The organism is Mesorhizobium sp. M0062, assembly GCF_040323125.1.
Taxonomy (GTDB): domain Bacteria; phylum Pseudomonadota; class Alphaproteobacteria; order Rhizobiales; family Rhizobiaceae; genus Mesorhizobium.
Window position 1 is genome coordinate 84,916 of record NZ_JAMYUO010000014.1, and the last position, 25,049, is coordinate 109,964.

Sequence of the window (25,049 nt, forward strand, 5' to 3'; positions counted from 1 at the left end):
AGAGATCAATACGGGCAGGCGTTGTCGGCGGTATAGTCGTGCACCTGGATCGTGCCGGCGATGATGTCGGCCTTGGCCTTTTCGACGGCAGCCTTCATCTCGTCGGTGACCAGCGCCTTGTTGTTGTCGTCCATGGCGTAGTCGACACCGCCTTCCTTGAGGCCGAGATTTTGCAGGCCGCCTTTGAAGGTGCCGTTCTTGCCGTCCATGAAGGCGGTGTAGACGGCCACGTCGACGCGCTTCAGCATCGAGGTCAGCACCTTGCCGGGCTGCAGGCCGTTCTGGTTGGAATCGACGCCGATGCCGAGCTTGCCGGCATCCGCCGCCGCCTGCAGCACGCCGACACCGGTGCCGCCGGCCGCGGCATAGACCACGTCGGAGCCCTGGTCGATCTGTGTCTTGGCGATCTCGCCGCCCTTGGCCGGATCGTTCCACGCCGCGGGCGTGTCACCGGTCATGTTCTGGATGACATCGGTCGCACCGGCCGCCTTGGCGCCGCCGACATAGCCGCATTCGAACTTGCGGATCAGCGGAATGTCCATGCCGCCGATGAAGGAGACCTTCTTGGACTTCGAGGCCATCGCCGCCAGGATGCCGACGAGATAGGAGCCTTCGTTTTCCTTGAACACAAGCGAACGGACATTGGGCATATCGACGGCATCGTCGATGATGGCGAAGTTGAGATCGGGATATTCCTTCGCGACCACCTTCAGCGCATCCTCCCAGGCAAAGCCGGCCATGACGATCGGGTTGCGGCCGTCCTCGGCGAAGCGGCGCAGCGCCTGCTCGCGTTGCGAGGCGTTCGACACTTCGAACTCGACATAGGCGGTGCCGGTCTCGGTCTTGAACTTTTCGGCGCCGTGATAGGCAGCCTCGTTGAAGGATTTGTCGAATTTGCCGCCGAGATCGTAGAGGATGGCCGGCTGGACATCCGCGGCGAAAGCCGGAAGAACCATTGCGGTTGCGGCCAGGAGGCCGAGAACGATACGTTTCATGTGATCCACACCCTGTCGGTTATTTTTTTCCGTTACGCGCCGTCCGCCTGCCCGGTTCTCCGGCAGGCATGCGGCATCAGCCAGGAGTGTACTCCCCTCCCGCTCAAGGCAATCTGGCACGGCCCGAAACAAAATTCACGCGGAATTTTGACCTTTTGGAAAAGCATGCCCCCCGTTGGAAAAACATGCCCAAGACGGTGACAGCTGTGGGCGATTGCCACATTGTCGTCTCAAGTCCGCTGGGACAACCCATCAGCCCGGCGCGAATTCTCCGCCGCGCCGCCGGCGCCGGTAGCCGATCGCATAGAGGATGAAGGCAAGCACCGCGAACACGGCAAACCCGGGCTGGGCAAGCACCCAGGCGATGCCGCCATCCCATATCATCGGATTGACCTTGGCGCGCACGAAGGTCTCGAAGCCCGCGCGGGTGTCGGGCGAAACCGCCAGCCAGCTCGAATTCAGCGGCGTCATGACCAATGCGGAAGCCGCCACCGAGCGCGTCGCGTCGAGCACGGCCATGATGACGGCGACCGAGAGTGCGACCATGGCCGCGAGGCGAAACAAAAAACGCAGCATCGAAATCTTCCCCGGTCCTCAAGTTCCTCCCGAGGACCTTCCGGTCAAAGGCAAGGAATAGAATGCGCACGCCCGGCGTGCAATCGCCATACGCGAATTTGAAGCCTATCGCCCGCCTATGGCCACTTTTCGGCTCCGCCGATGGACGAGCCAGACGCCGAGGACGCCGCCGCCAATGGCCCCGACCACCAGCCCGGCAAGGCCGATGAACACCGCGAAGTAGCCGCAGCCGCCTTCGAAACAGCTGATGTCGGTGGCTTCGGCGATCCCCGCGCCGAGCGCGAAGCCGGCGACAGTGCCGACGACGGCGCCGAGGATGATGCCGGCCAGGGCGGCGACGATCGAACTAAAGGCTGACGGTGCCTGCGCTTCCGGCCTTGCATAAAAAGCCTTGGCCTCGTCGCGGCGGCGCAGCAAGTAAATGCAAAAAAGGCCGATGACGATTTCGGTGGCGGCGATCGCAAGCTCCCTGGCGGAGACGGTGAAATCGGGCACGGTCAGGGCATAGACCTGCTCGGCCAGCCGCCAGGCGATGGTGGTGATCTGCCAGATGGTGAAATGACGCGGAAAGCGCGCGGAACGGCTTAAGGCGAGGCCGAGCAGATAAAGCCCCCACACGATGGTGACGATGTCGAAGGCCAGTCCGCCAAGCACGAAATAGAAGACCCTGTCCGGCAGGCCGGAACTCTCGAACAGCCACCGCGCCGAGACCAGCCAGTAGACCGACCATGCCATGACGAAGAGGAGCCAGACCACGGGCACGAAGGACAGCCCGCTGTCCGGACGCCCTGCGGGCGTCAGCCCGCCTGGCATGCCTCCGGCCGGCGTTCCGCTGGCCGGCTGTTCATTGCTCGATGTCATGTCTGGACGTTGCCCCCGCAAAGCCTCCGCCGCACTCGACAGGTGGCGAGGGGCGAAGTCAAGCACGGCCGGCCCTGCCGCCTTGCCCGTGCACACCATTCAGAACCGAAGCGCCTTAGAAGCGGAGGCGTTCAACGCCCCGTGAAACGATGCGTGGACGGCAAAGCGAATAGACTGCCGTTATGGCTTGGCATTCGGCGCCGGATCGACTAGATGAGCCCCGCGCCTGTTTGATTGACGGGCGCCGGGAAGGGCATCCGCTGGTTGGCGGTGTCCATCAAGCGGGTCTTCCCGCAAATCCCAAAGGGATGCATCTCCCCAACCCGCGTGGCAAAACCGGCCGGCGCGAATGCAAGGACGGAGAGGTGGCCGAGTGGTTGAAGGCGCACGCCTGGAAAGTGTGTTTACGGGAGACCGTAACGCGGGTTCGAATCCCGCTCTCTCCGCCAAACCATCAACAAAATCAACAACTTATTGTGAGTTTCGGAAGTTACCCGCCAAATAGCCCATCATGCAGCATGCTATCGATTTGGGCAGCATGCGACGGCATGAGACAGCGGATTCCGGTCGCGCCTATAATTCGAGGTGGCCAAGCCAAAATCCTATGACATGAAAAACGCGGCAAAAACCCGCGCCGATGGCATGCTTGTGGGCAGCGTTCGACACGTAGTCCTCGTCGCTTTCCGCCTCCTCTTCCAGAGCCGCCAATAGCGGGTCAAATGTCTCGCAGGATGGCGAGTTTGGCGGGCTCTCCGCCTGCCGGATGAGTGCTGCCTTGGCTTCGTCGCGGGTCATGGCGCCTCCTAAAAGGAGGTGATTCTACACCTTGGCTACCTGATGTGAATCCCGCAGCGACAGCACTCGACCGGATTATTCGGTTACACGTTCCGTGCCCCGATCATCTGTCCGGATTTGCGTACGGATAATCCTGGCCACCTCAAAGTTTCCCTGTCCTTCAAAGTCCGCCGCTATCGACGGGAGGATGCCTTCGTAGCCAAGGCCCTTCAGAATGTTGATCCAACCCAAGACTGCGCTTTCACTCTGATCAGCACCTAGCGCCGGCACCCGGAAGGATCTTGCCGTCTGTGCGTCATCAGATGTTGGAGGCTCAAGCAGATCGGGTGCGCGATGAATGATTGCGCGTGAGGCTTGCATCGTTTCCTTGCGGATCTCTCTCTCCAGTTTCAGGTTTTTGCGTATCTCCGCGGATTCTGAGGGCTGGTAGGTGAATTCGACAGTCTCCGCTCCTTTCTCATTGCGATGGTACTTCGCGCCAAAGGGGGATTCCTGCTCTATCGAGATTTTGGACAACCTTTCAAGGGTCTTCAACACCGGCGATGGCCGTGCATAGCCGTCGACAGCGGTAGGTGGTGTCTTGGCTGATTTAAGACCGTCCCTTATTTTCTTGGCAAACGAATACAGGTTGTCGGCAGCCCTCACCGCAGAGGCAACTGCTCCCGAACCGTCGACCACCGCACTGAGTATGTCTTTCAGGATTATCCACGTCGAACCTGTTTCAAGATTTGACAGTACGAGATGGCTTCCGGTGGCCCGATGGTAGTCTCCAGCCATGTCTTCAAGAAGTTTGCCTATTTCCCCAACAGGCAGGGGTCGTTCGTTTTCGAAAAAGATCGTCAGGACAGCGTCTGCCATTTGTAGCCCTCCATTATCGCCGCTCAGTACATTACAACGGCTTTACAACCTGTCTGGTCAACGTGCCACCTCCCCAAGAGCAGAACTCGGCGTTCCAACAGCATAATTTCAACTAGAGGTGCCGGTCATCGGTGCGTCTAGTCCTCGTCAGCCACAGCACGCCACCCACGATGATGAAAGCCAGCAGGGCAGCGAGGCTATAGACCGCCCCCTCCAGCGTCACTACTTGCTCGGCCCCATGGGGCCGAAGATGGCGCCGCCGGTCGCATAGTCGGCATAAGTCAGGCCACCGCAGACGGCGAGGATGATTAGCCCCATCAGAAGCGGTCCTCAGAGGCGCCCCATCATCGGCCTCGTCGGGGCTGACTGCGACGGTCACCAGGGCGTTTTCCAGCACCGGCGCCGTGCGACGACGAGATCCCGTTCTAACGTGGATTTTGAACAAGCCAAAGCCGAATGGATTGCCGCCGAGCAGGCATGGTTAGACATGCACCTGGCGGCAAAGGCTTTGCGCGAGAAGGCCGACAGGAGAAGAGCAGCCTTTGTAAAGGCCTACGAAAACGAAAAAATGAAAGACACTGAGAATGGACACTAAATCAGGGAAAACCAGAAAGCTCTGGAACGACCCTACAAAGAAGCGGGTCCTGCTTGAATTCGCGCGCTCGCCCGAGATCCAGGCTGTCCTGGCGCGACTGCACCATAAGACAAGCATGGCCAATTCGGTTGATATTGTCCGGCTGGCGCTGAAGCAATTGGATGCTAATTTGGCGCCGCCGGCAGCACCCATCAAGACGGGATCTGCCCACTAAAGGCGGGGGTGGGGATGAATTTCAGGCGCGGGATGTTCCGCATATGGACTGTAGCCAGCATCTGCTGGCTGATTTTCGTGGGTGTCGTGACCTACGGCGAGTTCCAGCGACAAATGAGGCTGCACAACACCTTAAATGATGTGAAGGCTGGCTACTCTATCGGGCTTCCTTGTCCACAGGCCGTTGGGCAGCTCGGTGTTGACTACGTTAAAGACGACAGGTTCGGGCAGGTCCTAAGCGAGCAAACCGGGACCAAGACCGATTGGTGCAGCTACTCGTTAGCAGGCTATCGGAAGGCACATCCCGAAGACTCCGGGAAATCGGACGAGCAAATCTTCAACGAGAACCTGGTCTTCGATAACACGCATCCGTGGCGCTCTATCGGGTTCGGGGTTCTAGCCGGTGTCACCGGCCCGCTGGCCCTCCTCCTGCTTTGGTTTATAGGAGCTTGGGTCGTCACTGGCTTTCGCTCCAGGGAGCCTGGCGCTTCCTAGACGAACAAGTTGCTGTTCATGGCATAAGCTGTCGCCCAAGCTGCGTCCGCCTCATCTTCCGACAAGTCCTTTTCCCATCTAGCCCGAGCAGCAGCCTGCATCTCGGGCTTTTTCGCGTTCCCCTTGCCGGTGGCGTGGACCTTCAGCTTGGTGAGTGGATGATGTAGTAGGGCAGGCCGCTCTCTTCGCACTGGAGCACAGTAGCGCCCAACATCGGCAGGAGGTCCTTCACGCTGGAGAATTGCCCGGAGAACGGCATCCTCGATGCAGACGCCCAGGCAGGCCGGTTCGGCATGGCGCTTGATGACGCCGGCAACGCCCCGCTCCCGGGCGGACAGATCCGCTTCATGCTTGACGGTGTGGGTTTCAAAGGTGCCGTCGGCATATAGTCGAGCTACACCCATCTTGGTGCCGAGGTCGATTCCGAGGACGTACGGCCGACCGATTATCCGCGCAGACTGTTGTACATGTACTCATTGGGGGACAGCCCAGAGCAGCCGTCAACAATAAAATTGGGAACGACTGCGTCGAGTCCTTTTACTGCGGCCAAAGCTGACTATGTTTTCAGCGGGATTTTCTTGGGCGGGGATTTGCGATGGCTGATGAAGACAAGCTGCTGAGGCGGTTGCAAGACAGCGCCGAAGATCTCGGCCGCCAGCTGGTGGCCAAGAGCAATTACCCCATCGAGGACCACCTGGACCTGGTTGAGCTGGAGGGGCTCCGGGACACCTTTGGCATTGATCCCGAAGCCTTCACCGCCGACGACATGACCCGCATCCTGATGGCGCATGGGCGTCTCTACGCCCTGGTCGAGCAAATCAACGATCTGGACGCTGACGGCAAGCATTCCGTCGAGCAGATGCTGAACACGCTGAACCGGATTTACGTCAACGCCCAGGCCTATATGCATGCCAAAACGGCCATTCAGGAGATCGCCCAAAAAGCCCTGGATGCCCAGCAGCACACCCGCCAGATTCCGATTAACCCAGAAGGCCCGATTGGCCAGACCATCGTCAAAGCGTCGACGGAAGTCATCAACAACGTCCACGTCACCAACAACCAAATCAACATCTCGATCCTGAGCGGCTTGAAAGTCGACGTGCTTCGAAACCTCCGGGTTCAAATCCGCCGCCTCAGCGCAAGCGCTTTCGCGGTCAATGTGAGGATCGACGCCAAGGTGATGTTCGAGGGAACCGTTCAGTTCCTTTCGTCCACCGCCGACCGCGTTCTTGAGGATCTGAAGGGCATGGCTGCCTCACTGAAGGAGTCGCTCGGATCGGCCGAGGCCATTGTCCAGTCGCTGGAAAAGGTCATCCAATCCGGCACCAAGTTTGTCCGACTGGTTGGTACGCTCATCCAGGATGCGCTGGGCGATGCCAGCGATGTAAAAGAGGTCAGGCTCAGCCTGCGCAATGCCAACAACGCTAGGGCGATCACTGCTGGCTACACGTTAAAGAACGGCGGAGGGGTGCTCTGTAGCCGGAACGGTGTCATCTATATGGTAAGCCAGACTGGCCAGCTCACAAACGACGTGGCCGACCGTGCCGGCATCGTCAACGACGTTGCCGAGCTTGAGGATGGCAGGTTGGCGCTGGCGACCAACGAAGGCATGTCGGCTTGGACCCCCCGGTTCCAAGGCGGCGGGACCGAGCATTCGCGACTTCGAACGAAGTTTGTGGCCGCCACATACCAATTCCACAAGAATACTGAAACCGTGGTGGCAGCTAATGCGTATGGCGACCTTGATCGTTGGTGGTTCCCAGGCGGCCGGCCTGACATTTTCGGGGACCAAGGCCCCACAGTGCCAGGAGCAGGGCCTCGCAATCGTGATGGTCGGGTGGTGGGCCTGGTCACTATGGGCGAACGCATCGTGGTTGCCCGCGACCATGGCGTTGTTTTGGTGGATGGTGACCTGGACCGGGAGAGGGACGTTCCCTTCAATCAGGCTATCAACGCCATGTGCCGCCTCAACAATTCTGAGGTCGTCGTTGTTGGCGACGGCGTCGTGGCGGTAGTGGACATTCACGGCATGCCCGTGAGGCTCATCCCGTCGCCGGTCCATTCCTCATACAATGCAGTGGTTGTGCTGCAGGAAAACCTCATAGCGGTGAGCGAAACCAGTGGGCGCGTGGTCGCCATCGATTTGAGGTCGGGCGCCGAGCTGGGTGAGATCGACGTGCAGATGGAGTGCAGGGGGCTTATTACCATTGGCAAGTTCCTGGTCGCATATGGCGGTGCCTGGAACGCTCAGTCGCGAGCAGTGGCCTTCATCCTGTGGGAGGAGAGGACGGCGGCGGCGCTGGCTTGACCTATGCTTGAATACTTATCGATTGCCGGATTCCGCCTCGCCGTTGATGGCTTCAAGTCTGGCTGGAGGTTCTGGAATCGCAACAAGCGCAAGCTGACCGCGCAACAAAAGCTGGAGCTTCGCCAAAGATGGAAAAAGCCTTTCGAGGACTACATTTTTAACAGCCAGCGCGAGAAGCTGCGGTTGGATGCCATCATGCGGGATATCCGCAGGCTGGACGAATATCCCGATATTGATGACAAAGCTCCGGGGATTTCGCCATGGTTCCGGTTCGGCCTTGTCGATACCTATGAGCGCGGTTTCATGGCCGCACTGACGGGAAGGAATCTATTCCACGACGTGAAGACCGACAAATGGCGGTTCCTCGACCGCGCCAAGGGCGAGGAAGGTGGCCAATACCTCGATTGCATCGGATACGTGCCATACGAGTTCATCGAGCAGGTAGATTGGGATGGGGACAAATATTACAACTACCCGCAGATTTATTGCTATTTCGCCGGCATCCACAAACAGCCGTATGAGCGGATCGTTTATTGCGAGCGGTTCACCAGTCCGCCGTACAACATCATGCACTTCCGAGGGGTTGTGGACCAGGTGGACGTGCTGAAAGAATCCCGCAAGGCCGGTATCAAGGATTTCTGGTAGGGTCTCAGTTGCGCCCGAGGACGCCGACCAGCACCTTGTTGCCGGTCTTGTTTCCGCCACCGGCAGACCATCTTCCCACTCATGTTGTGCTGGTACTCGTTGCCGTACTCGCGCATCACCTTCGCCGTATCCAACCAGCCAATATGCCCGCATTTGACACATTTGGCGCCCAGCACCTCCCACTCCCTCAAACTGCGCACCGTACTGTAGACGCCCGTTGACGCCTCATACTCATGGTGGCGAACGGGAGGGAAGGGTGCGACCAGATCAATGCCGCGTCGGTGTCTCATGGCCGCCAATCAAGGTTTCAGGGTAGGAATATGTTCCTTCTTTGTTCTGCCGGTCAAGGCCTAGAATTTGGCGTTTTCATCCAGCAGCCCTGCGGTCAGTTTGTCCAACCGTTCTCGCCGGCCATCCACCAGGTCGATCAACACCGCTTCCAGCAGCTCGAAGCAGTCGATGAGGGTTTCGAACTTCGCCTTGCCGGCATGGCTTCCATAGTTGCCGACTTTCCGCATGGCGGTGAACACGGACTTGTGGCCAGGTTTAGATGTCTCCATGAGAATGATCCGGTCGGCAAGAGCAAGGTCGTAGCTCGCCCCCTTCTTGTTGGTTCCTGTTCGAGAGATGCCGAATTGGTCGAGCAGAAATTCCACAAAGATGCGAATGCGATTGGCGCTGGAAGCAGGGTCAACCCAAAGCAATTCGAAAGCCTTCCTGAGGTGCAATGCGCAGTCCTGGGACAGGTTCTTCGAGATTGGAAACACCGGCGGCGCTGGCAAGATGGCACGTGGCCAGTAGGCGACCACTTCAATATCGAATTCTTCTTCGAGATCCAAGTTGTAGGCCGCCTCATCCGTGCGGACGATATCGCCTCCCACGGAAACGACTTCGCCACAGAACCCGAAATCGCAGGCCAGCAGACAGACGAAACGCTCCGTCCCAAGTGCGCGTAAGCCACCGCTTCTCTGACCTCCGTAGCCGAGTAGCCCGTCTCGCGGCTCTGCATGCTATCCTTGACCAGCTTTAAGCCGCCGCTACTGCATCGCGGACACGGAAACTTTGGTAAACTGCCGTAGATTTCCTCCAGATATAACGTTTCAAAGCACCCGCCCGCGCTCTTGCCAGCACGACTATAGGTACGGGCGAGCTTTCTGCCTAGGTACCTGTTCTGGCGGTAGGTTCGGGTCACTTGCCCACCCCCAGCAGCTCGTCGCTCCCCTTCCGGGCGAGCGCCGCCATCTGCGCTTCATGCGCCGCCTTGGCTTCGTCGCTACGTTCTGCGCCGCCGCCATATCGGCCGCGGACATCGTGGGTGCGTCGCCGGGCACCACATCGTTCCAGCCCTCTCGGTTCAGCCAGGTGGCGGGCAATTTTTATGCGCCGCCCCGGAGAACTATATAAATGGCCGAATCGGGTACACTAAAGTCCGGCGCCGGAGGCTTCGATGGACATCAAGTATCAGATCTTTGTTAGCTCGACCTTTGAAGACCTCAAGGAGGAACGCAGGTCAGTTATCGAGGCGATTTTAAACATGGGTCATATTCCCGTTGGGATGGAAGCGTTCCAAGCCAGCGACGACAGCCAATGGGACTACATCACGCGCCGGATTGACGAGAGTGATTACTACCTGGTGGTGGTTGCCGAGAGGTACGGGTCAGAGCTTCGCGGCAAGAGCTACACTCAAATGGAATATGAGTATGCCGTGAAACAGAAAGTGCCGGTTGCTGGGCTGCTTCTTGACACCAATACCCGCAAGACCTGGCCATCCGATAAGGTGGAATTCGAGAAAAAGGACAAGGTCGAGAAATTCCGCAGGCTTTGTCAGAAAAAGACGGTCAAATACTGGCGGGGTGCCGATGACCTTGGCGCCAAAGTTCAGCTGGCCCTTAATGAGCTTTTTCGCACCAAACCCCGGACAGGCTGGGTGCGCGCCGATAAGGTACCCTCCGGCAGCGTCCTGGATGAGTTGGCCAAGCTTTCCGAGGAGCGGCGCTCGCTGCAGGAGCAGGTGGATCAGCTAACAGCGGACGACAAGCTGCATATTCCCAGCGACTATGTCTGGCGCATCCGTCGCCTGGAGGAGAACAGCATCGAAAACGCCCTTTCCTGGGGCGAGACCGATAACGAAGTTAGGTCTCTCCTGGATCTGTTTTTAGATCTGGACTCGGTTTGGGTAAGAGATCCCGACACGGAAGACCTCCTTGAGCATTTTCGCGACTTTGAGAATTACCAGCTCGAAGACTACGAGATGGAAACCGTGATGAATGAATACGTAAAGAACGGGCTGCTGAGCACGAGATCCTACTTAAACGGCGAGGCTAAATCGATCACCAGCTACAAATTGACAGAGCGGGGCACGAATTTTTTGATGTATGCGACTGAGTGGAAGTCACGCAATAAGGCGTCGGCTGTCGAGGTGCTACCGGCCACCTGAACTGCCTTGTCCTATTTAATCAGGAATTGCTCGCGGCTTTTGCCTTCAGCTTCGTATGCTGCGAGCCACTTCGGTGTAGCGCCCCGACCCGTCCAGGTGTCGCCCTTGTCGCCCTTGTCGTCCTTGTATTTCACCGCGGGCTTGGCGCGCGTCCTGACGCCACCTTCAATTCCACCGCTGGCGGCGCGTCCATTCTGAATTAGCGACCCTGACCTTGCCCCCAGTTTCTATCCAGTTTTGAGTTCGTTTCCGGCGTGGGTTGTGCCCTGCTGGGCGGGTGAAGGGACGGGCGCTGGCGCGGAGCCTTTGGCATAGCGCAGCGCGAGCGACCGTCGCGGATTGAAGGTGCCGGCGAACTCGGCCGGTGTCTGCCAGGCGATTTGGGAGTGCGGCCGCGCGGTGTTGTAGTCGGCGCGCCACAGGGCGATGGCTACGCGCGCCTGAGCCAGCGAGGTAAACAGCGTCTCGTTGAGCAGTTCATCGCGCAGTCGGCCGTTGAAGCTCTCGATGAAGCCATTCTGCATCGGCTTGCCGGGCGCAATGTAATGCCATTCGACGCGGCTCTGATCCGCCCAGGAAAGGATGGCGTTCGAGGTGAACTCGCTGCCATTGTCGCTGACGATCATCCTCGGCCGGCCGCGCTCGGTAATGAGCCGGTCCAATTCGCGGGCAACCCGCATGCCCGAAAGAGACGTATCAACGATGAGTGCCAGGCACTCTCTCGTACAGTCGTCGACGACGGCCATGATGCGGAAGCGGCGCCCGTCGGTGAGCTGGTCCGATACGAAGTCGAGCGACCAGCGCTCGTCGGGCCTCAGCGGCACCAGCATCGGCGCCCTTGTCCCGATCGCCCGTTTGCGGCCGCCACGGCGGCGAACGGCGAGCTTCTCCTCCCGATAGAGCCGGAACAGCTTCTTGTGGTTCACGATCAGGCCCTCCCGCCTCAGCATCACGAGAAGACGCCGGTAGCCGAACCGACGACGTTCCTGCGCGATCGCCTTCATCCGCTCGCGAACCTCGCGGTCGTCCGGCCTGCTGGTCTCGTAGCGAACCGTCATGCGGCAACAGCCGATGGCTTTACACGCCCGCCGTTCGCTCATCCCGAAGCCTTCCTTCAGGCAAGCGACAGCTTTCCGCTTGGCCGCGGGCGTCACCATTTCTTTCCCACAAGATCCTTCAACGCGGCATTGTCGAGCATGGCGTCGGCCAAAAGCCGCTTTAGCCGCGTGTTCTCGTCCTCCAGCGCCTTCAGTCGCCGAGCCTCGGAGATATCCATCCCGCCGAAGCGGGCCTTCCAGTTGTAGATCGAGGCGTCGCTAACCCCGTGCTTGCGGCACAGATCGGCAACCGATACCCCGGCCTCATGTTCCTTCAAAATCCCGATGATCTGCTCTTCAGAGAAGCGGCTACGTTTCATGTCCTAGTCCTCTCGATGGGCCAGAACGAACTTCAAACCGGATTAGATCCGGGCAAGGTCACTCGAAGGAGCGTATCGACAAGCTTGCGAAGGAGGGAGCCGAATTCATCGGCGACATAGGCTCGTTTCGCAAGGTATTCGAGAACAGGTTTGGGATCACTGTTTCAACGATCCATGGCGTGAAGGGCGCTGAGTATGATTCAGTAATCGCCTATGCGCTGCTTGAGGGCATGGTGCCCCACTTCGCAGACCCGAACGGTGAGGATAGCGCCAAGAAGCTACTGTATGTAGTCAGTTCGCGCGCTCGCAAGAACCTCCATCTTATCTCCGAACGGGGACGCATAGATGGCAAAGGGGACGAGTACCAACCGACCGACGTGTTGCGAGACTACAACTTCACCTACGACACGATCCCTTAGGACACGGCGATCTGGACTTCGTGACCGTAGGGTTGCGGCTTCATAGCCTAGGTATGTACCGCTCTTGACTGCCTGATCGCGCCGGATAAATTCCATGCCGTGCCTTGAGAGAAGCGGCCCTGGGCATCTTGGCTAAGCCGCGTGATAGCGGGGTTGGCGCCGACCTTATCCACTGCTAGTGCGTGCGGCGGTAACGGACGAAGTAACCCCCTTTTTCGAGATCAATACTTGTCAACCTATCGACCAACGAACGGAATCGGTTATCCGTTTTTTGGCCGTCTAGGGACGTTTTCTTCTCGATCAGCGCGGTGAGCAACTCTGCCAACTCATTCCGCAAGACAAGCTCCTCCTCGAAACCGGGCTCCGGCAACTTTGGCTCAGTGCAAAGCATTTCATATAGCTTTTGCCGCCTCCATGGCAGGTTCCATTCCCGGAGCGCCGGAGAGGTGTTCCCATTTTCGTCGATATGAACGAAACCGAGGCTGTTGGGCCATCTAATCTCCCTACCGGCGACGTGTCCCACCGTCTTGCCATTCGAAAACGCGTGGCAACCCCCGCACGTAATCGCTCCCGCCCTTGCCAGGGCCTCGTCTGATGAGACGCCTTTCGATGAAAGGCCCAACTGGGAAAGTGCCGCGTCAATTCTCGGCTTGAGCCCTGAGGCTTCCAACTCAGGATCGTCCTCGGAGTTCGAGGATATGCTTTGAAATTCGTTGAACCGGTTGTCGATGGCGGCACCAAAATCGTTCAACAGACCAAGCATGTAGGCCGTTATCGCCGGATCGTCGCCCGGCGCGGGCGATGATGTTAGCTCGGGACTGAAGAGTTGATGCAGGTTCTGATCAACAAAGGCCCGCTGATAGTCTATGCGTTGCTGCTCCTGCGCTTTCTCGTTTATCGCGCCTTTACTGTCATCGCGGTAAAACTCTGCCAAGGCATTGTTCTTCACGGTTTCGATTCGGAAGGCCGAGCCGGAGGTCTTGGAAGGAGGCACAATCTTCCATTCACGCAACTGCCAGTGCTCTGCGCCGTTAAGGTTAGCATTGCCGCGAACTTGCCCGTCCGGTATGCCGTAGTTCTTGGCCAGCACCGCCGCGACAAAGCCGGATCCTAAACCTTCGTAGTAAAATTTTTCAAGATCGGCCGCCATTTGCTCTTCGGATTTCCCAGACAGACCGCTCCAGAATTCGGCAACCGGCATGCAGCCGGCAATCCCGCGCTCGCGTTCAGGATTGGGTAGCACTGCCTCAAAGTTGAGGAAGAAGCGCCCCAACCCTCCTGTCCGCAACCGGTACTTCATCGCGTATACGATCCGGTATTCGCCGCAGTTCGCCCCGTCGCGCGGGGCGCGGTCGAAGCGATTGACCAGAGCGACGGGTTGTAGCCCGGAACTGGCATCCAAGAGCATATCAGCGCTCGGGATATCGTTATTGCGCTGCTTTTCGATCGCCATGGGCAGCATACTGTCGGGGTTGTTCTGCTGGTCAATGTCGTAAGTGTCGAGGAGAGTTTGCACGAAGCCGATGCGATTGGCATCTGGGTCAACTTTGAGGCTCGCCAGAATGGAATCGATGGTGTGGGCGAAACTAAAATCGGTCTTCGAGAATAAGTTTGGCCAATCGAGCAATGTCACGATCAAGGATTGTGTTATGACGATCTGATCTAAGCTCGCAGGGCATTGTCTTGCGCGAGCAACCGTTTCAGAAGAGAGACTACCAACCAAAAGCGCGACCAATGCGCCGGCAATACTGCTCCGCCTTCTCATCGCCCCACCTTCGATGACCAGGTCAAAGGCTCCACAACGGCGGAAGTTGCACCAGCGTGCCGCTTGCGGCGCTGGCGCACGTGCTATCTGCAACGTGTGAGAAGCATTAACCCGAAGAGGAAGTTTCTTGCCTTGACCGGATCTTTCTCGTCCTTGACGATCTCAACAATCGCGGTGACGTATTTATCCAGATAGGCAATGTTTGGGATCTCAACCCCGCTTGTCCATTGCTTAGGCAGCGAGATGTTGTGCTTGGACTTTGAACCCTTCTTCTGTAAGTCTTCCACTATCTCAACCAGACAATTGTCATGGTCGATAGGTTCCTCGCCTCCACCAATCAAAAGGTGAGTAACAACGCATTTTAACCCCTTCGAATCGTTGCCCGCATGTTGTTGCACCAGATCAGCCCGGTCATCGTCTTGAGCGCCGACGAACGCCTTAAAATTGCCATTGTTTAAGATCGCCTTCAGGGCGAAATTGGAATATCCATCTTTGCTCGGGCGCGTTGGATCATCGTTGTCCTTAATGTATAGCCGTGCCATAAACGTGCCTCCCAGCTTAGCCTCTCATTCTATGCGCCCGATCAACGGATCTCGCAAGTGAGACGATGTGGAGTGAACCCCTTTGGCTGGACCTCGAGGACCTAAAAAACGATACGCTCGATGGGCAGCTATCCGCTAAACGCGTTCTGATAGCGGACCGACCGCTCACGGCCCAAACCCCGCCATTCGACGCTGCACCAAGCAAGCTCTCCACCGGGATGCATGATGAACCGATCGGTCCGGCCGATCCGGGTCGCGACAATCTTTCCACTACTACCTCTCGCTTGCCAGCCTTCGACGTCTTTGGTCCGCTCACTTAGAAATAAGAAAGGGCCGGACCGGCCGGACCGCCCTTGGCAGGCTGGGCTCCAGCCCCGGATGACTGCGCAACCCTGGTTGCCGACCACCATGCGCCTGGCGCGATCATGCCGGTACCGGCCAATCGCCGAAACAGGCTCAATGCGAGCGCCTTAGAGGCAAACCTGTCTGGACAGTCGCGCTAACGCTGCCCAGAGTTTTTTTGAACGCGGGGAGCGCCATCGCCGCCGAAAAAGCGCTGCCGCTCCCCCACGTTCGCCCGAGACCGCACCAGCGCTTACAAGACGCCAGGACCACAGGCTTTGCGGTCGACCACTTAACCTTCGATAAGTATGCCGCTGCCCTGGTCCGCTGCGAGAACTTCTATGTAAATCTGTCCCCCTGGTCAGTCAGGAACCGCTCTTCGCGGGCGACTTGGGCGGATGCCCCTGGAACTTAGTATCGCCATCATGGGCAGCGCCCTCTCGTCAACACGCGTGTTGATGAAAATCTGTGGGAACAGCACGATCAGCTCATGCCGCTGAGACACTAAATCAAAAGCAGCGGCTGGTCCGCTGGCGAACCGGCGTCGTAGCTTAAATCGCGGCCATCGGGAGCAAGGAGACGGGCTCTTGCGAACCGTGGTTTGTAGTGACAAAGGCGGGTCGATAAAGCGCGAAACACCGGAATGCCGATTTCCGGGCGGGTCATTTCGGCAAACCACAAATCGATTCCCCTGTGCGCCAAGGCGTCGAGCACGTCCGGCAGGTCGCTTTCAATCGCGCGATGAGGTAGACTTGGCGCGACGTGTTGGACCGGCGCCATATCCAGCGGCCGGGTTTCCATTGAGACTTTCTCTCGCCATCGTGACCAAGTGCCAGCTTTGTCTCCAAGCGCTGGGGAAGCCCCGAGCGAAATCTCCATTTGAAGCATCTCGGTCAAGGCGGCTGTCGCGGCGGACTGCAGGCTTGTGCCCGCGGCAAAGCCTAGCGTGACATCCTTGCCGTCCGGTTCTGCTGAAGCGGCAGCCACCACCGGGATATCGATATCTGAGGTAATATTGAAGAGCCAAGTTCGACGTTCGCGATCCAACAGCCAGTCCACAAGCGTTTCGATGCCCAAAAGGCAGGACAAATCAATAGTTTGGCGCTGCCTTCTGCCATACCACCACCTGCCGGTCGCATCCCTCTCGACTAGTTCCAAGATAGCCGCAAGCTTCGCAGCGTCTGCGGTAGTCCCTGCTGCGCAACCACTGCTATCGCCGATGGCGATCGCGTCCTCATCGCAAGCCTCTCGACGTCCTATAAAAGCGAAGTCTGCCGGTATGAACGCGGCATCCCCTCCAAATGCATCTTCAACCCTCAGCCAGTTCAGCGCGGCTGATTCATCCCTGATCGGCGGTCGCCAATCGAAGCCGGTGTTTTCCTTGTTCCACACGGCGCGGGCGGCGAGTTGATCGGGACTGAAGCCGTTCAAGCTTTCAGGAGAGATTGCCGCCGATCCGATCTCGTCGACCGTAGCGGTGACCAACGGCTCGTCACCCCACGAGCAGCAACTGAAGAGCTCGGCTGCCTCGCCAAGGCAACTCGCTCGGCAATCGTTGATGCTCAATCCTCGGCCGCTCGCCAGCCTCCCCGTTTCGGGCATTGCTGCGCGCGGCGCTGACGGCATCCGCAACAGAGCATCGCTAGGGATTGCGACAGCGAAATGAGCCGGAACATCCATCACCGGCAGGTCAATCACGTCGAACAATTCGCCGACCCTGATAAGGTCGCTAAAACCGTCCATGAAAGCATTTGGCATCAGATCGTTGTACCGTCGACTAAACCTGTGTTGGGGAGCACAATAACATAATCGACGGGGCATTGGGCGGCGACCATGGGAGCGAGATTGGAGCGAGCGACCCTCAAGTCGATCCTGTTTGCGGACCTGGCTCAGTATAGCCGGCTAACCGCGGCCGACGAACTTGGGACCCTGGATCTCGTTTCGCAGTGTTTCCAACTCTTCCAAACCCATTGCGAGGAATTCGGCGCCGAGTTCATCAAGACGACAGGCGACGGGGTCCTGATACTGTTCGAGGGTGTATCGAACGCCATCGACTACGCCATTTTCATGCAGGATAGCCTGGCTGAGCTCCTGGACAGGAGAGCGTTTTTCAGTCGGTTCCGGATCGGATTGCATATTGGAGAGGTTCATCGCCGTGACGGCGACGTATTCGGGCATGCGATAAACGTGGCTGCCCGAGTGCAGGCTATGGCTGAGCCAGGCGGTGTGTGTGTGACCCAAGACGTCTATTGGGCGGCCCGCAACACCGGGCGGTGGCGTTTTCGGTTCGCCGGGCGGCCCGCATTAAAAAACATGCCTGAGCCGCTGACGCTCTACAACGTGGTTGCCTCCAATGTCGCTGATGTCCCGGATAACGGGCATCAGCAACTGATTTCGGTCATCGATGGGCTTGGCCTTTACAGGGAAGATGGCGAAGCAATCGCACTGCGTTCCCTGAAAGCGCAGGCCCTGATCGGATATCTCGCACTTTCCAGTAATTTTCAGGACGTGCATGACCGGGTGGCTACCTTGATCTGGCCAGAACGAAGCCCGGTAGCTGCTCGGCGTGCAATGGCGAACTGCCTGCAGATCGCCGAAAGATCAATTGCGGGCAACTCGGCGGCAGGAATTCTCAGGCGCGGGAATATTATCGGGTTGAGCCCTTCGCGCATCACCGTCGATGTCGTTCGCATATTGAAGGATCTTGGAGAGGGCAAGATTGACGACCTGCTGCTCAGACGATCGGATTGGTCCGACGCGATCCTATTCGGCCTGGAAGACACCAGCGACCTGTTCAGCGCGTGGCTGAGCGTGACCAGACACAACTGGCGTGACCACGCATTGGAGGCCTTGGAGGCCATGCTGGAACGGTTCGAGATATCCGAACCTGCAATGCGCAGGGCAGCTAATGCCCTCCTGGTGCTTGAGCCCAGCCATGAGCGCGCTGCGCGCTGTCTCATCCGTCACCATGCGGAACTGCAGAATGTCGCCGCCGCAATGCGCGTCTACGAAAATCTGCGCGACCTTCTGAGCGAACGATATCAATTGCTGCCTAGCATGGAAACGACGGCTTTGGCCGAGGCGCTTAAGGGTCCGGAGCCCCTATTGTTCAACAAAAAGAAATCACTGCGGCCGAGCGGACCCGCGCCAACGCTCGCGGTCGCAAAGTTTGAGGCTCGAACAAAGAAAATTTCTCTTTTGGTCTGGGGATTCCGCTCCGAATTAATCGCCAATCTATCCAAATTTCGCGAGTTCACAGTCATCGAGTTGAAAGATGCCGCAACCGAAAGTCCCGGCACGGACTATCTGCTGACGGCCCATTGCGTGGACAACCAAGACGACATGCAGTTGATCGTCTCGGTAAGCGATCCCGGCACGAACCAGGTCATTTGGAGCGATTCGTTTAGATTTTCGCTTGGAAGCTGGCTCGCCTTGCAGAGGCAGCTGGTCGGAAGGATTGCTTCCACTTTGGAGGTTTACCTTTCGCATGACAGGCTGTCGCGCCAGGTCAGGGGCCTCCCGCAAAATCTCAATATCTATGATGCCTGGTTGCGCGGCGAGGACTTGCTGACTCGCTGGACGCCAGATGCCGAAGACGAGGCCGAACGGCTGTTCGAAGGCGCGATCGCTGCCGACCCGAACTTCGCTCCTGCCTACGCCAGTTTGGCCAGCATCCACAATTCGCGACAATTTATCCGGCCGGGAATTGCTGCCGATCCTTCGATAACGGAGAGGGCTGCCGAGCTCGCCCAACGCGCCGTGGCGCTCGATCCCCTGGATGCACGCAATCATTTGGTCGTCGCCTGGTCGACAGCCATGGCCCGACACTTCGAACAGTCGGAAGTGCACTACGAACTGGCCGCCGAACTCAACCCCAACAGTCCCAAGACACTGGTGTCGGCTGCTTTGGGCATGGCGTTCATGGGCCGCGTCGATTCTGCGTCGCGTCTGCTGGGGCGTGCGATGGATCTGACATCGATGTTTTTGGACTATCAGTGGTCACACATCGCGGTAATCCGCTATTTTGCCGGAGATTTCGAAGCCGCAATCGCGGCGGCCGATCGGTCCAAGAACGCAATCGTCGACACTGCCGGTTGGAAAACGGCCGCCCTGCGCAAGCTAGGCAGGACGGACGAAGCTCGTGCGGCGCTGATGCAATTGCACACGTCCATTGCCGCAGCCTGGGCAGGACCGGCCGCGCCGACGCCTAAGGACATCCTGGACTGGTTTCTAGGCGCTTTCCCGATCAAGCGGGACGAGGATAGGCGCGACCTGGCACGGCTATGCCAAGTAGATGTGCACGCGCACAAGCTCCCTTGATCCATCGGCCGCACTAGGCGTCGAAACCGGTGGGAGCGTTTTGTCCTGGGATGGGGAAGGCCACTGTCGGAACGAGCAGCCTATGCTCTGAGCTCTCGAGAAGAGCGCGTAGTTCCGCGCATTAGGGTCTAAACGGTTATCGGCCGATCACACGAGGGCCCAAACTTGGCCGGCGCTCCCCTGCGCTCCCCGGAGCGGCTTTCGGCCAACGGCAAAGGGCCTACCGCGCGAGTGCCACATCGGAAACGCCGAGCTCCTTTGCGACAGCCTTTCCCAGACCAACGCGAAGAGTTCCTCTCGGAATAAATCTCGGCGCCGCATGACGTTCATGCTCCATTCGACCTTAGCGTGTTGGTGGGAACAGTTCTTGTCCCGACCTCGATGCGCCTGAGTTCACTGCGATCTCGTCTGAAGAAAACCATCCGGATGAGGCCTGATTTGAGATTGAACTCAACTGCCATCCAGAACGCCTCCGGTTCGCCTTTCTCCAAGAAATTCGGGGAGCTTTTCGTCGGGATCGACATCGGCCCGCTGGTGTCCCAGCCACCGAGATCACGGTGCGAAGCGAAGTTTTACGGTGCTGGCGAGAATGACCCCCAGCAGGCACAACGAAGTCGTGGCAAGCGTGATGATGAGGGTGTTCCAGCCGAAGAGCACGTAGAATGCGCCAGCGCCGAGCGCACAAGCGCCAATGATCGCGAACTCAAGCAGTTCGTTGAACCCCTGCGCCGTCGCCCGCTCCTCAGAATCCGGAATGCTGGCGAGAATCTCCGTGGCGCTCACATACACGAAGTTCCAACCCGCGCCGACCAGGAATAGTCCCATCGCGAACGGGATGAACGCCTTTGCGCCAAACAGGCTTCCCAATCCGGCGATCATGATGACGCCGCCAGCGCTCAAGAGTTGACGCGCCGAAAACTTTGTCACGAGCCGGGAAGCAAACATCGACGGGATGAACATGCCGATCAGATGCAGCTGTATGATGCCTCCGGTCGCCCCGACACTGAGGCCACAACCTACAGCGGCGACCGGCAATGCCGTCATGGCCGTTACCATCACGCCAAACGCGACCGCCGAGGCCACCAGCGCCAATCCGACGGCGGGCCGCCTAAGGGCCGCACCCAGGCTCCGGCCGACGTGCGCCACCGGAACACGTGACCGCCTGTCCTCAATGCCGAATGCAAGGATGGCCGATGCGATCGAGAACGCCGCGACAGCGGCGTAGCTGCCCAGGAACATCGGTGGCGCGAGGACCGCATCGAGGACCGCGCCAAGCTGCGGGCCGACAAGCACTCCGACCAGACTTAGTCCGATCGTCCAGGCGACCGCCTGGCGAATTGCACGTTCGGCCACCGATTCGGCGGCGGCGAAGCGATAGTATTCCGAAGTTGCTTGAAACACTCCAAACAAGGCGCTTCCAGCGCACAGGAGCGGAAATGACTGCACGACAATCGCTGTCATGCAGAGGATTGCGGCAGCCACCCCTGCCAGCGAGCCGAAGATAAAGCACGTCTTTCTCCCCAGGCGATGCATCAGCAGCGAAAGGGGGAAGGTGACCAGGGCGGTCGCTACATGGATCAGGGCGAATGGCAATGTGGCCAGTATCTTGTGATCGGCCAGATAAAAGCCTGCGAGGCCACTCACCACTAAGCAAACCGAGCCAGCGGCCGTGTAAGCCATCTGGCAGCTCACCAGGCAAAGCAGGTTGCGTGACCAGAAGATTCGTGGGGACAGCTGGAGTTCGTTTGTCATCAGGCCATCATCCTTCCCCTGCCCGCTGGAAACGCGTCAGCAGCACATTCAATGCCTCACCAGCGCAGCCGATTTCGGCAGGTTCGTTATAGAAATGTGCAGATAGCCGCAGGGTGCCTCCCGAAAGGCCCAAACCCTCATGGAGCGGATAAGCACAGTGGAACCCTGCCCGGGCCATCACCCCGAACTCATCGCTGAGCGCGGATGCAATTGTTTCGATCCGAACGACAGCGTCGGGCGCAAACAGGCTGACGATCGGCACTGTCGACTCGTCCCGGCAATAAAGTCCGCGGCAGGCAGGCAATTTGCTCACCACGTCCTTCAGACACGCAGCGAGCGTCCGGTTGCGGTTCTGGATCTGTTCCCAGCCAATCTTGACGATGTAGTCGGCGGCGGCGGCGAGTCCCAGTACACCGCTGATGTTCGGAGTGCCCGGCTCTAGGCGGCCGGGCAAAGCCTTCAGCGAGTAACAATGCCGGGTCACCGAGGTGACGCAGCCGCCGCCTAGAGCCGTCGCTTCGATCATCTCGAGGGCATCGCGCCTTCCGGTTAGGACGCCAATGCCGGGAGGGCCCAGCATTTTGTGGCCGCTGAAAACCAAGAAATCACAGCCGATCTCCTGGATGTCCACCGGGAAATGGGAGATCGCCTGTGCCGCGTCCACGCAGCTAAGCGCGCCGGCTTCGCGTGCAAGCTGGCAGATCTCCCTGGCAGGCTGCACCACGCCGAAGACATTTGAGACATGTGCAAACGCCAGCAGGCGGGGGCGATACTTCGCCAAAGCGTCTGCCACCAAGTCGAGGCCGACCGCCTTGTCGGGTGGTACATCCAGCCAGACGACCTGCCCCGCCCGCATCCAGGGGAGGATGTTGGAATGATGTTCGGAGCTGAATACCAGGATCCTGTCCGACCTTGCAAGACCCAACCCGGACGCCACCACGTTGATCGCACCCGTCGCATTCTGGACGAAAATCACATCGGCAGGGGCGACGTTGAGGAATTCTCCCATCGTCCATCTGGCGGCCTCGTGCAATTCCGAGGCTTCTTCCGAAAGAGCATGGTTGCCTCTGTGGACATTGGCGGTTACCTCAGTCGCGTGCCTGCGCTCAGCCTCGATTACCGTGCGGGGCTTGAGCGCAGTAGCCGCCGAATCCAGGTAAATAACCTGACGCTCCGCCACCCGGCGTTCAAGCATCGGGAAGTCAGATCGAAGGCCGGATGGCATGATGGGAAACGCCTCTCTACGCCGCCGGACGCACCAGCGGGTACTTTAAGGAGGGCAGCGGCCGCAGCGCGCGGACTTCTCTGACATTGAGGGAGCGTATGTCAAACTTATCGAAAAAGGCCTCCCGCAGCTCGCTTGCCTTGAAGCCTCCAGATTCGGACGGAATGACGTCTGCGCAAAATCCACCATCTTGGGCATACACCTGCGCAAACGCAATACCGGCGACCTCAGCGACCGCACTGTCGACCTGCCGCGTCGTGACGCGGCGGCGGCCCGCTAGAAGTGTTTCCTGAGAGCGTCCGTGGAAGATCAAAGTGCGCCAGTCGCTGAGCGGGCATTCGCAATCGACCTCAGACCAGGCTGCCAGGTCGCCGATCTCGTATCTGAGGAGAGGCATGACCTCACTGGCGTGAGTGGTTATCAGCACATCGCCGACCCCAGGCGGCAAGCCAGCAGTCTTGCAGGCTTCTATCTCGACGAAACTGTGGTCTTCGAACACGTGCCAGTGCCCACATCGGCAGCCGACTGCCACCTCCAGGCCGCCGCATTCAGTGGCCGAATAAATGTCATAAACGGGAGCTTTCCAGGCTGCTTCGATCGCGCGGCGCTGCAGCGTAGGAGTGTACTGGTAAGTTACGAGTACTAGGGAAACCGAGGGTAAATGCAAGCCAAGTCCCCTTGCCCGGGCAGTAAGCCAGTTGAGATAGACCGGATTCGCAACCAGAATGTCGGGGCGGAAACTCTCAAGATCCTCTGCAAACTGTCGGACGAGACTGTCGTCCGCGTGAAAAATGTCATGATTTCCAGCAATATGAAGCGTCGTTCGTTCGATCAGGCGATCCTCGCGCGCCGCCGATGCCAGGCCGCAATATCTGACTACGCAGTTGGGGCTTGTGATCACTGCTGCCCGCACGGCGTCAGGTAGCGGCGCAATACCCCAGACCTGTTCCGGGTAAGGCGGCAAGTGGTCGGAACGGAGCTGGGCGATGACCTGCAGCCGCTCGCCTGATGAGCCGCTCGTCTGGGCGATTTCGAGCGATCCATCGGTCAGCCCGCCTGCTATGCTGACTTGGGGATCCAGCATGTCAGCCCAATGCTCGCGGAGATCGGCTTTTGACAGCCGAGGAGCTTGGGGCAGTCCAACGAAGCCTGATTTCGCCTCCAGTTCGCGACTATTCTCGCGATAGTAAGGAACACTTTCCCGCAGTCTCTGAACAAAGGCTGACAGAACCGCGTTCCTGTGCAGGTCCGCAAGCTGCTTGCGCCAAGGGCGCTGCTTGGCCCGTAGACTGCCAAGGGGAATGTCTTCATCCAGGAACCCGAGAGGTTCAACGAAATTGGCCACAACCTCCGGCAGAAGCGCGGTCTGCTGCAAGACCTCGTCAATGCCCGCTATTTCAACGTGAAACTGGGTTCTGGTATCAAGAAGGCGCACGGACTCGCCCGCTTGTTCGCAAACAACACTCCTACACAGTGTCCGGCGCACCAAGCCCTCTCCCTGGAATGGTCATGAAGAGGCGAAGCTTACCCCCGCCGCCTTGGCTGCAGCCTCAAAACACGGTCTGGAGCTATCGCGTGTTGCCCGGTCATCGGCAGCACAAGCTTTAACGCTATGCACCCCGCCTTCGTCGTTTTGTTAGGGCTGGACGCGCGAAGAGCCTCCAGCCCTTGACGGCCTAGCGTTACTTGCTAGCCCGCAATATGCACGTTTTAGAGGCGTTGCCGGACTTTTTTACCGACAGTGGCACAAGTTTGACTTTCACCTGCTCCTCCTTTTGCTACGCAAAGTGCTTTAGCATACCGAGCTTGCATCGACAAGTAGTATCGAATGATGATCTTCCCCAACTCGCTAGCGAATTAATAATCCACGATCGACGATTGTGCCTAGTTGAACCCTTCTATAAACTGACGCACATATCGGAAGTCTCCGACTGCCGCGGACTTGAGTGCGAAGAGAACTAGTCCATCGGGGATCGGTTCAGACGTCTCGGGATGGAGACGCATGTCGCTGATCATTCTCGCGATCGCGGCAAGGGCATCACCTTCGGCGAGAACCTCAAGTGCGTCCTGCTTGCACCAAGCGATATGTTCCTCTCGGGTCATGGGCATTTGAGAGAACTCTGCTGAGGCGGAAAGACCATATCGAGTCTGTGGCTGTTCGACAAGGTTGAGGACGAAGCGGCGCTACGCGACGCGCTGCTGCTGACCCGTCCCGGCGACGACGTCGGGTCGGCCGCATGCTGCGTGCGAACGCTGGCGTCGCGCCTAGTCGAGATCTTGCTGGCCGAAACTGCGCTCGTCGATATCAGTGCCAATTTAGGGAGCGTGGTCGAAGGGCAGGCGATGGGCGATACTTCGCCTTCCATTTGTAGATGCTGGCGTCGCTGATTGCGGCACAGATCGGCCACCGAGACTCCGGCCTCGTGTTCCTTCAAAATTCCGATGATCTGCTCTTCAGAGAAGCGGCTACGTTTCATGTCCTGGTCCTC

At 58.6% G+C, this 25,049-nt stretch carries 23 protein-coding genes, 1 tRNA gene and 1 pseudogene; 9 read left to right on the forward strand and 16 right to left on the reverse strand.

Features of this window, described 5'->3' with window-relative positions:
* Nucleotides 1-5 precede the first annotated feature (5 nt).
* The 3 genes from NKJ64_RS18105 to NKJ64_RS18115 all read right to left on the reverse strand — a co-directional run bounded on the left by NKJ64_RS18105 (nucleotide 6) and on the right by NKJ64_RS18115 (nucleotide 2,432).
* On the reverse strand, nucleotides 6-995 hold the full coding sequence (locus NKJ64_RS18105) for a BMP family lipoprotein (protein WP_023683177.1): 990 nt from the start codon (nucleotides 993-995) through the stop codon (nucleotides 6-8).
* A 252-nt stretch (nucleotides 996-1,247) separates the two neighbouring features.
* Entirely contained in the window at nucleotides 1,248-1,571 is a 324-nt protein-coding gene (locus NKJ64_RS18110) for a hypothetical protein (protein WP_023825163.1), read from the reverse strand.
* Between the two features lie 105 nt (nucleotides 1,572-1,676).
* Nucleotides 1,677-2,432: a hypothetical protein gene (locus NKJ64_RS18115; RefSeq protein WP_023831745.1), complete on the reverse strand. Its 756-nt coding sequence runs from the start codon at nucleotides 2,430-2,432 to the stop codon at nucleotides 1,677-1,679.
* Nucleotides 2,433-2,791: 359 nt separating this feature from the next.
* Here NKJ64_RS18115 and NKJ64_RS18120 point away from each other — a divergent pair.
* Nucleotides 2,792-2,881: transfer RNA gene (locus NKJ64_RS18120), tRNA-Ser, on the forward strand.
* A gap of 124 nt (nucleotides 2,882-3,005) precedes the next feature.
* Here the strand turns inward: NKJ64_RS18120 and NKJ64_RS18125 are convergent.
* Together NKJ64_RS18125 and NKJ64_RS18130 are read right to left on the reverse strand one after the other, a co-directional pair.
* Nucleotides 3,006-3,227, reverse strand: coding sequence for a hypothetical protein (locus tag NKJ64_RS18125; RefSeq protein ID WP_352463067.1), 222 nt, complete (start codon nucleotides 3,225-3,227; stop codon nucleotides 3,006-3,008).
* Nucleotides 3,228-3,302: 75 nt separating this feature from the next.
* A complete protein-coding gene (locus NKJ64_RS18130) occupies nucleotides 3,303-4,085 on the reverse strand; it encodes a hypothetical protein (protein WP_352463068.1) in 783 nt (260 codons plus the stop codon).
* 430 nt (nucleotides 4,086-4,515) lie between these two features.
* Between NKJ64_RS18130 and NKJ64_RS18135 the strand changes: the two genes are divergently transcribed.
* Genes NKJ64_RS18135 through NKJ64_RS18145 form a run of 3 tightly spaced genes read left to right on the forward strand, consistent with a single transcriptional unit; the run spans nucleotide 4,516 to nucleotide 5,388 of the window.
* Complete coding sequence (locus NKJ64_RS18135) at nucleotides 4,516-4,680, forward strand: hypothetical protein (RefSeq protein ID WP_352463069.1); 165 nt, start codon at nucleotides 4,516-4,518, stop codon at nucleotides 4,678-4,680.
* On the forward strand, nucleotides 4,670-4,894 hold the full coding sequence (locus NKJ64_RS18140) for a hypothetical protein (RefSeq protein WP_352463070.1): 225 nt from the start codon (nucleotides 4,670-4,672) through the stop codon (nucleotides 4,892-4,894). The genes NKJ64_RS18135 and NKJ64_RS18140 overlap by 11 nt, the downstream gene beginning before the upstream one ends.
* Before the next feature lie 14 nt (nucleotides 4,895-4,908).
* A complete protein-coding gene (locus NKJ64_RS18145) occupies nucleotides 4,909-5,388 on the forward strand; it encodes a hypothetical protein (protein WP_352463071.1) in 480 nt (159 codons plus the stop codon).
* Here the strand turns inward: NKJ64_RS18145 and NKJ64_RS18150 are convergent.
* On the reverse strand, nucleotides 5,385-5,792 hold the full coding sequence (locus tag NKJ64_RS18150) for a hypothetical protein (protein ID WP_352463072.1): 408 nt from the start codon (nucleotides 5,790-5,792) through the stop codon (nucleotides 5,385-5,387). The genes NKJ64_RS18145 and NKJ64_RS18150 overlap by 4 nt on opposite strands.
* Before the next feature lie 191 nt (nucleotides 5,793-5,983).
* Between NKJ64_RS18150 and NKJ64_RS18155 the strand changes: the two genes are divergently transcribed.
* Together NKJ64_RS18155 and NKJ64_RS18160 are read left to right on the forward strand one after the other, a co-directional pair.
* Nucleotides 5,984-7,696, forward strand: coding sequence for a hypothetical protein (locus tag NKJ64_RS18155; RefSeq protein ID WP_352463073.1), 1,713 nt, complete (start codon nucleotides 5,984-5,986; stop codon nucleotides 7,694-7,696).
* Between the two features lie 3 nt (nucleotides 7,697-7,699).
* Nucleotides 7,700-8,341, forward strand: a complete 642-nt coding sequence (locus NKJ64_RS18160; RefSeq protein WP_352463074.1) for a hypothetical protein — start codon at nucleotides 7,700-7,702, stop codon at nucleotides 8,339-8,341.
* Nucleotides 8,342-8,691: 350 nt separating this feature from the next.
* Here the strand turns inward: NKJ64_RS18160 and NKJ64_RS18165 are convergent, their stop codons facing one another.
* Nucleotides 8,692-9,222, reverse strand: a complete 531-nt coding sequence (locus NKJ64_RS18165) for a DUF4145 domain-containing protein (RefSeq protein WP_352463075.1) — start codon at nucleotides 9,220-9,222, stop codon at nucleotides 8,692-8,694.
* 566 nt (nucleotides 9,223-9,788) lie between these two features.
* On the opposite strand from NKJ64_RS18165, the gene NKJ64_RS18170 reads away from it, so the two are divergent.
* Complete coding sequence (locus NKJ64_RS18170) at nucleotides 9,789-10,778, forward strand: DUF4062 domain-containing protein (RefSeq protein WP_352463076.1); 990 nt, start codon at nucleotides 9,789-9,791, stop codon at nucleotides 10,776-10,778.
* Nucleotides 10,779-10,789: 11 nt separating this feature from the next.
* On the opposite strand, the gene NKJ64_RS30520 is transcribed toward NKJ64_RS18170, so the two are convergent.
* The gene (locus NKJ64_RS30520; protein ID WP_502902875.1) at nucleotides 10,790-10,912 is read right to left on the reverse strand and encodes an H-NS family nucleoid-associated regulatory protein; all 123 of its coding nucleotides are present in this window, start codon (nucleotides 10,910-10,912) and stop codon (nucleotides 10,790-10,792) included.
* A 93-nt stretch (nucleotides 10,913-11,005) separates the two neighbouring features.
* Nucleotides 11,006-12,195, reverse strand: a protein-coding gene (locus tag NKJ64_RS18180; protein WP_352463077.1) for an IS3 family transposase whose coding sequence is annotated in 2 segments (ribosomal slippage) — nucleotides 11,006-11,946 and nucleotides 11,946-12,195 — 1,191 coding nt in all. Because the reading frame shifts where the segments join, the coding sequence is not laid out codon by codon here.
* Between the two features lie 155 nt (nucleotides 12,196-12,350).
* On the opposite strand from NKJ64_RS18180, the gene NKJ64_RS18185 reads away from it, so the two are divergent.
* Entirely contained in the window at nucleotides 12,351-12,614 is a 264-nt protein-coding gene (locus tag NKJ64_RS18185; protein ID WP_352463106.1) for a 3'-5' exonuclease, read from the forward strand.
* Nucleotides 12,615-12,789: 175 nt separating this feature from the next.
* On the opposite strand, the gene NKJ64_RS18190 is transcribed toward NKJ64_RS18185, so the two are convergent.
* The 3 genes from NKJ64_RS18190 to NKJ64_RS18200 form a co-directional block, all read right to left on the reverse strand.
* The gene (locus NKJ64_RS18190; protein ID WP_352463078.1) at nucleotides 12,790-14,379 is read right to left on the reverse strand and encodes a hypothetical protein; all 1,590 of its coding nucleotides are present in this window, start codon (nucleotides 14,377-14,379) and stop codon (nucleotides 12,790-12,792) included.
* A gap of 83 nt (nucleotides 14,380-14,462) precedes the next feature.
* Nucleotides 14,463-14,921, reverse strand: a complete 459-nt coding sequence (locus tag NKJ64_RS18195) for a hypothetical protein (RefSeq protein ID WP_352463079.1) — start codon at nucleotides 14,919-14,921, stop codon at nucleotides 14,463-14,465.
* Between the two features lie 846 nt (nucleotides 14,922-15,767).
* Complete coding sequence (locus tag NKJ64_RS18200; RefSeq protein WP_352463080.1) at nucleotides 15,768-17,021, reverse strand: YcaO-like family protein; 1,254 nt, start codon at nucleotides 17,019-17,021, stop codon at nucleotides 15,768-15,770.
* 87 nt (nucleotides 17,022-17,108) lie between these two features.
* Here NKJ64_RS18200 and NKJ64_RS18205 point away from each other — a divergent pair, with 87 nt between their 5' ends.
* Nucleotides 17,109-19,583 (forward strand): adenylate/guanylate cyclase domain-containing protein, encoded by a 2,475-nt coding sequence (locus NKJ64_RS18205; protein ID WP_352463081.1) that lies wholly within the window; start codon nucleotides 17,109-17,111, stop codon nucleotides 19,581-19,583.
* A gap of 552 nt (nucleotides 19,584-20,135) precedes the next feature.
* Here NKJ64_RS18205 and NKJ64_RS18210 read toward each other — a convergent pair.
* The 4 genes and pseudogenes from NKJ64_RS18210 to NKJ64_RS18225 all read right to left on the reverse strand — a co-directional run.
* Nucleotides 20,136-21,335 (reverse strand): MFS transporter, encoded by a 1,200-nt coding sequence (locus NKJ64_RS18210; protein ID WP_352463082.1) that lies wholly within the window; start codon nucleotides 21,333-21,335, stop codon nucleotides 20,136-20,138.
* Nucleotides 21,336-21,342: 7 nt separating this feature from the next.
* Nucleotides 21,343-22,560: an aminotransferase class V-fold PLP-dependent enzyme gene (locus NKJ64_RS18215; protein WP_352463083.1), complete on the reverse strand. Its 1,218-nt coding sequence runs from the start codon at nucleotides 22,558-22,560 to the stop codon at nucleotides 21,343-21,345.
* Nucleotides 22,561-22,576: 16 nt separating this feature from the next.
* Nucleotides 22,577-23,995: a phenylacetate--CoA ligase family protein gene (locus tag NKJ64_RS18220; RefSeq protein ID WP_352463084.1), complete on the reverse strand. Its 1,419-nt coding sequence runs from the start codon at nucleotides 23,993-23,995 to the stop codon at nucleotides 22,577-22,579.
* 915 nt (nucleotides 23,996-24,910) lie between these two features.
* Nucleotides 24,911-25,037, reverse strand: a pseudogene (locus NKJ64_RS18225) (transposase); the annotation flags it as partial.
* Between the last annotated feature and the right edge of the window lie 12 nt (nucleotides 25,038-25,049).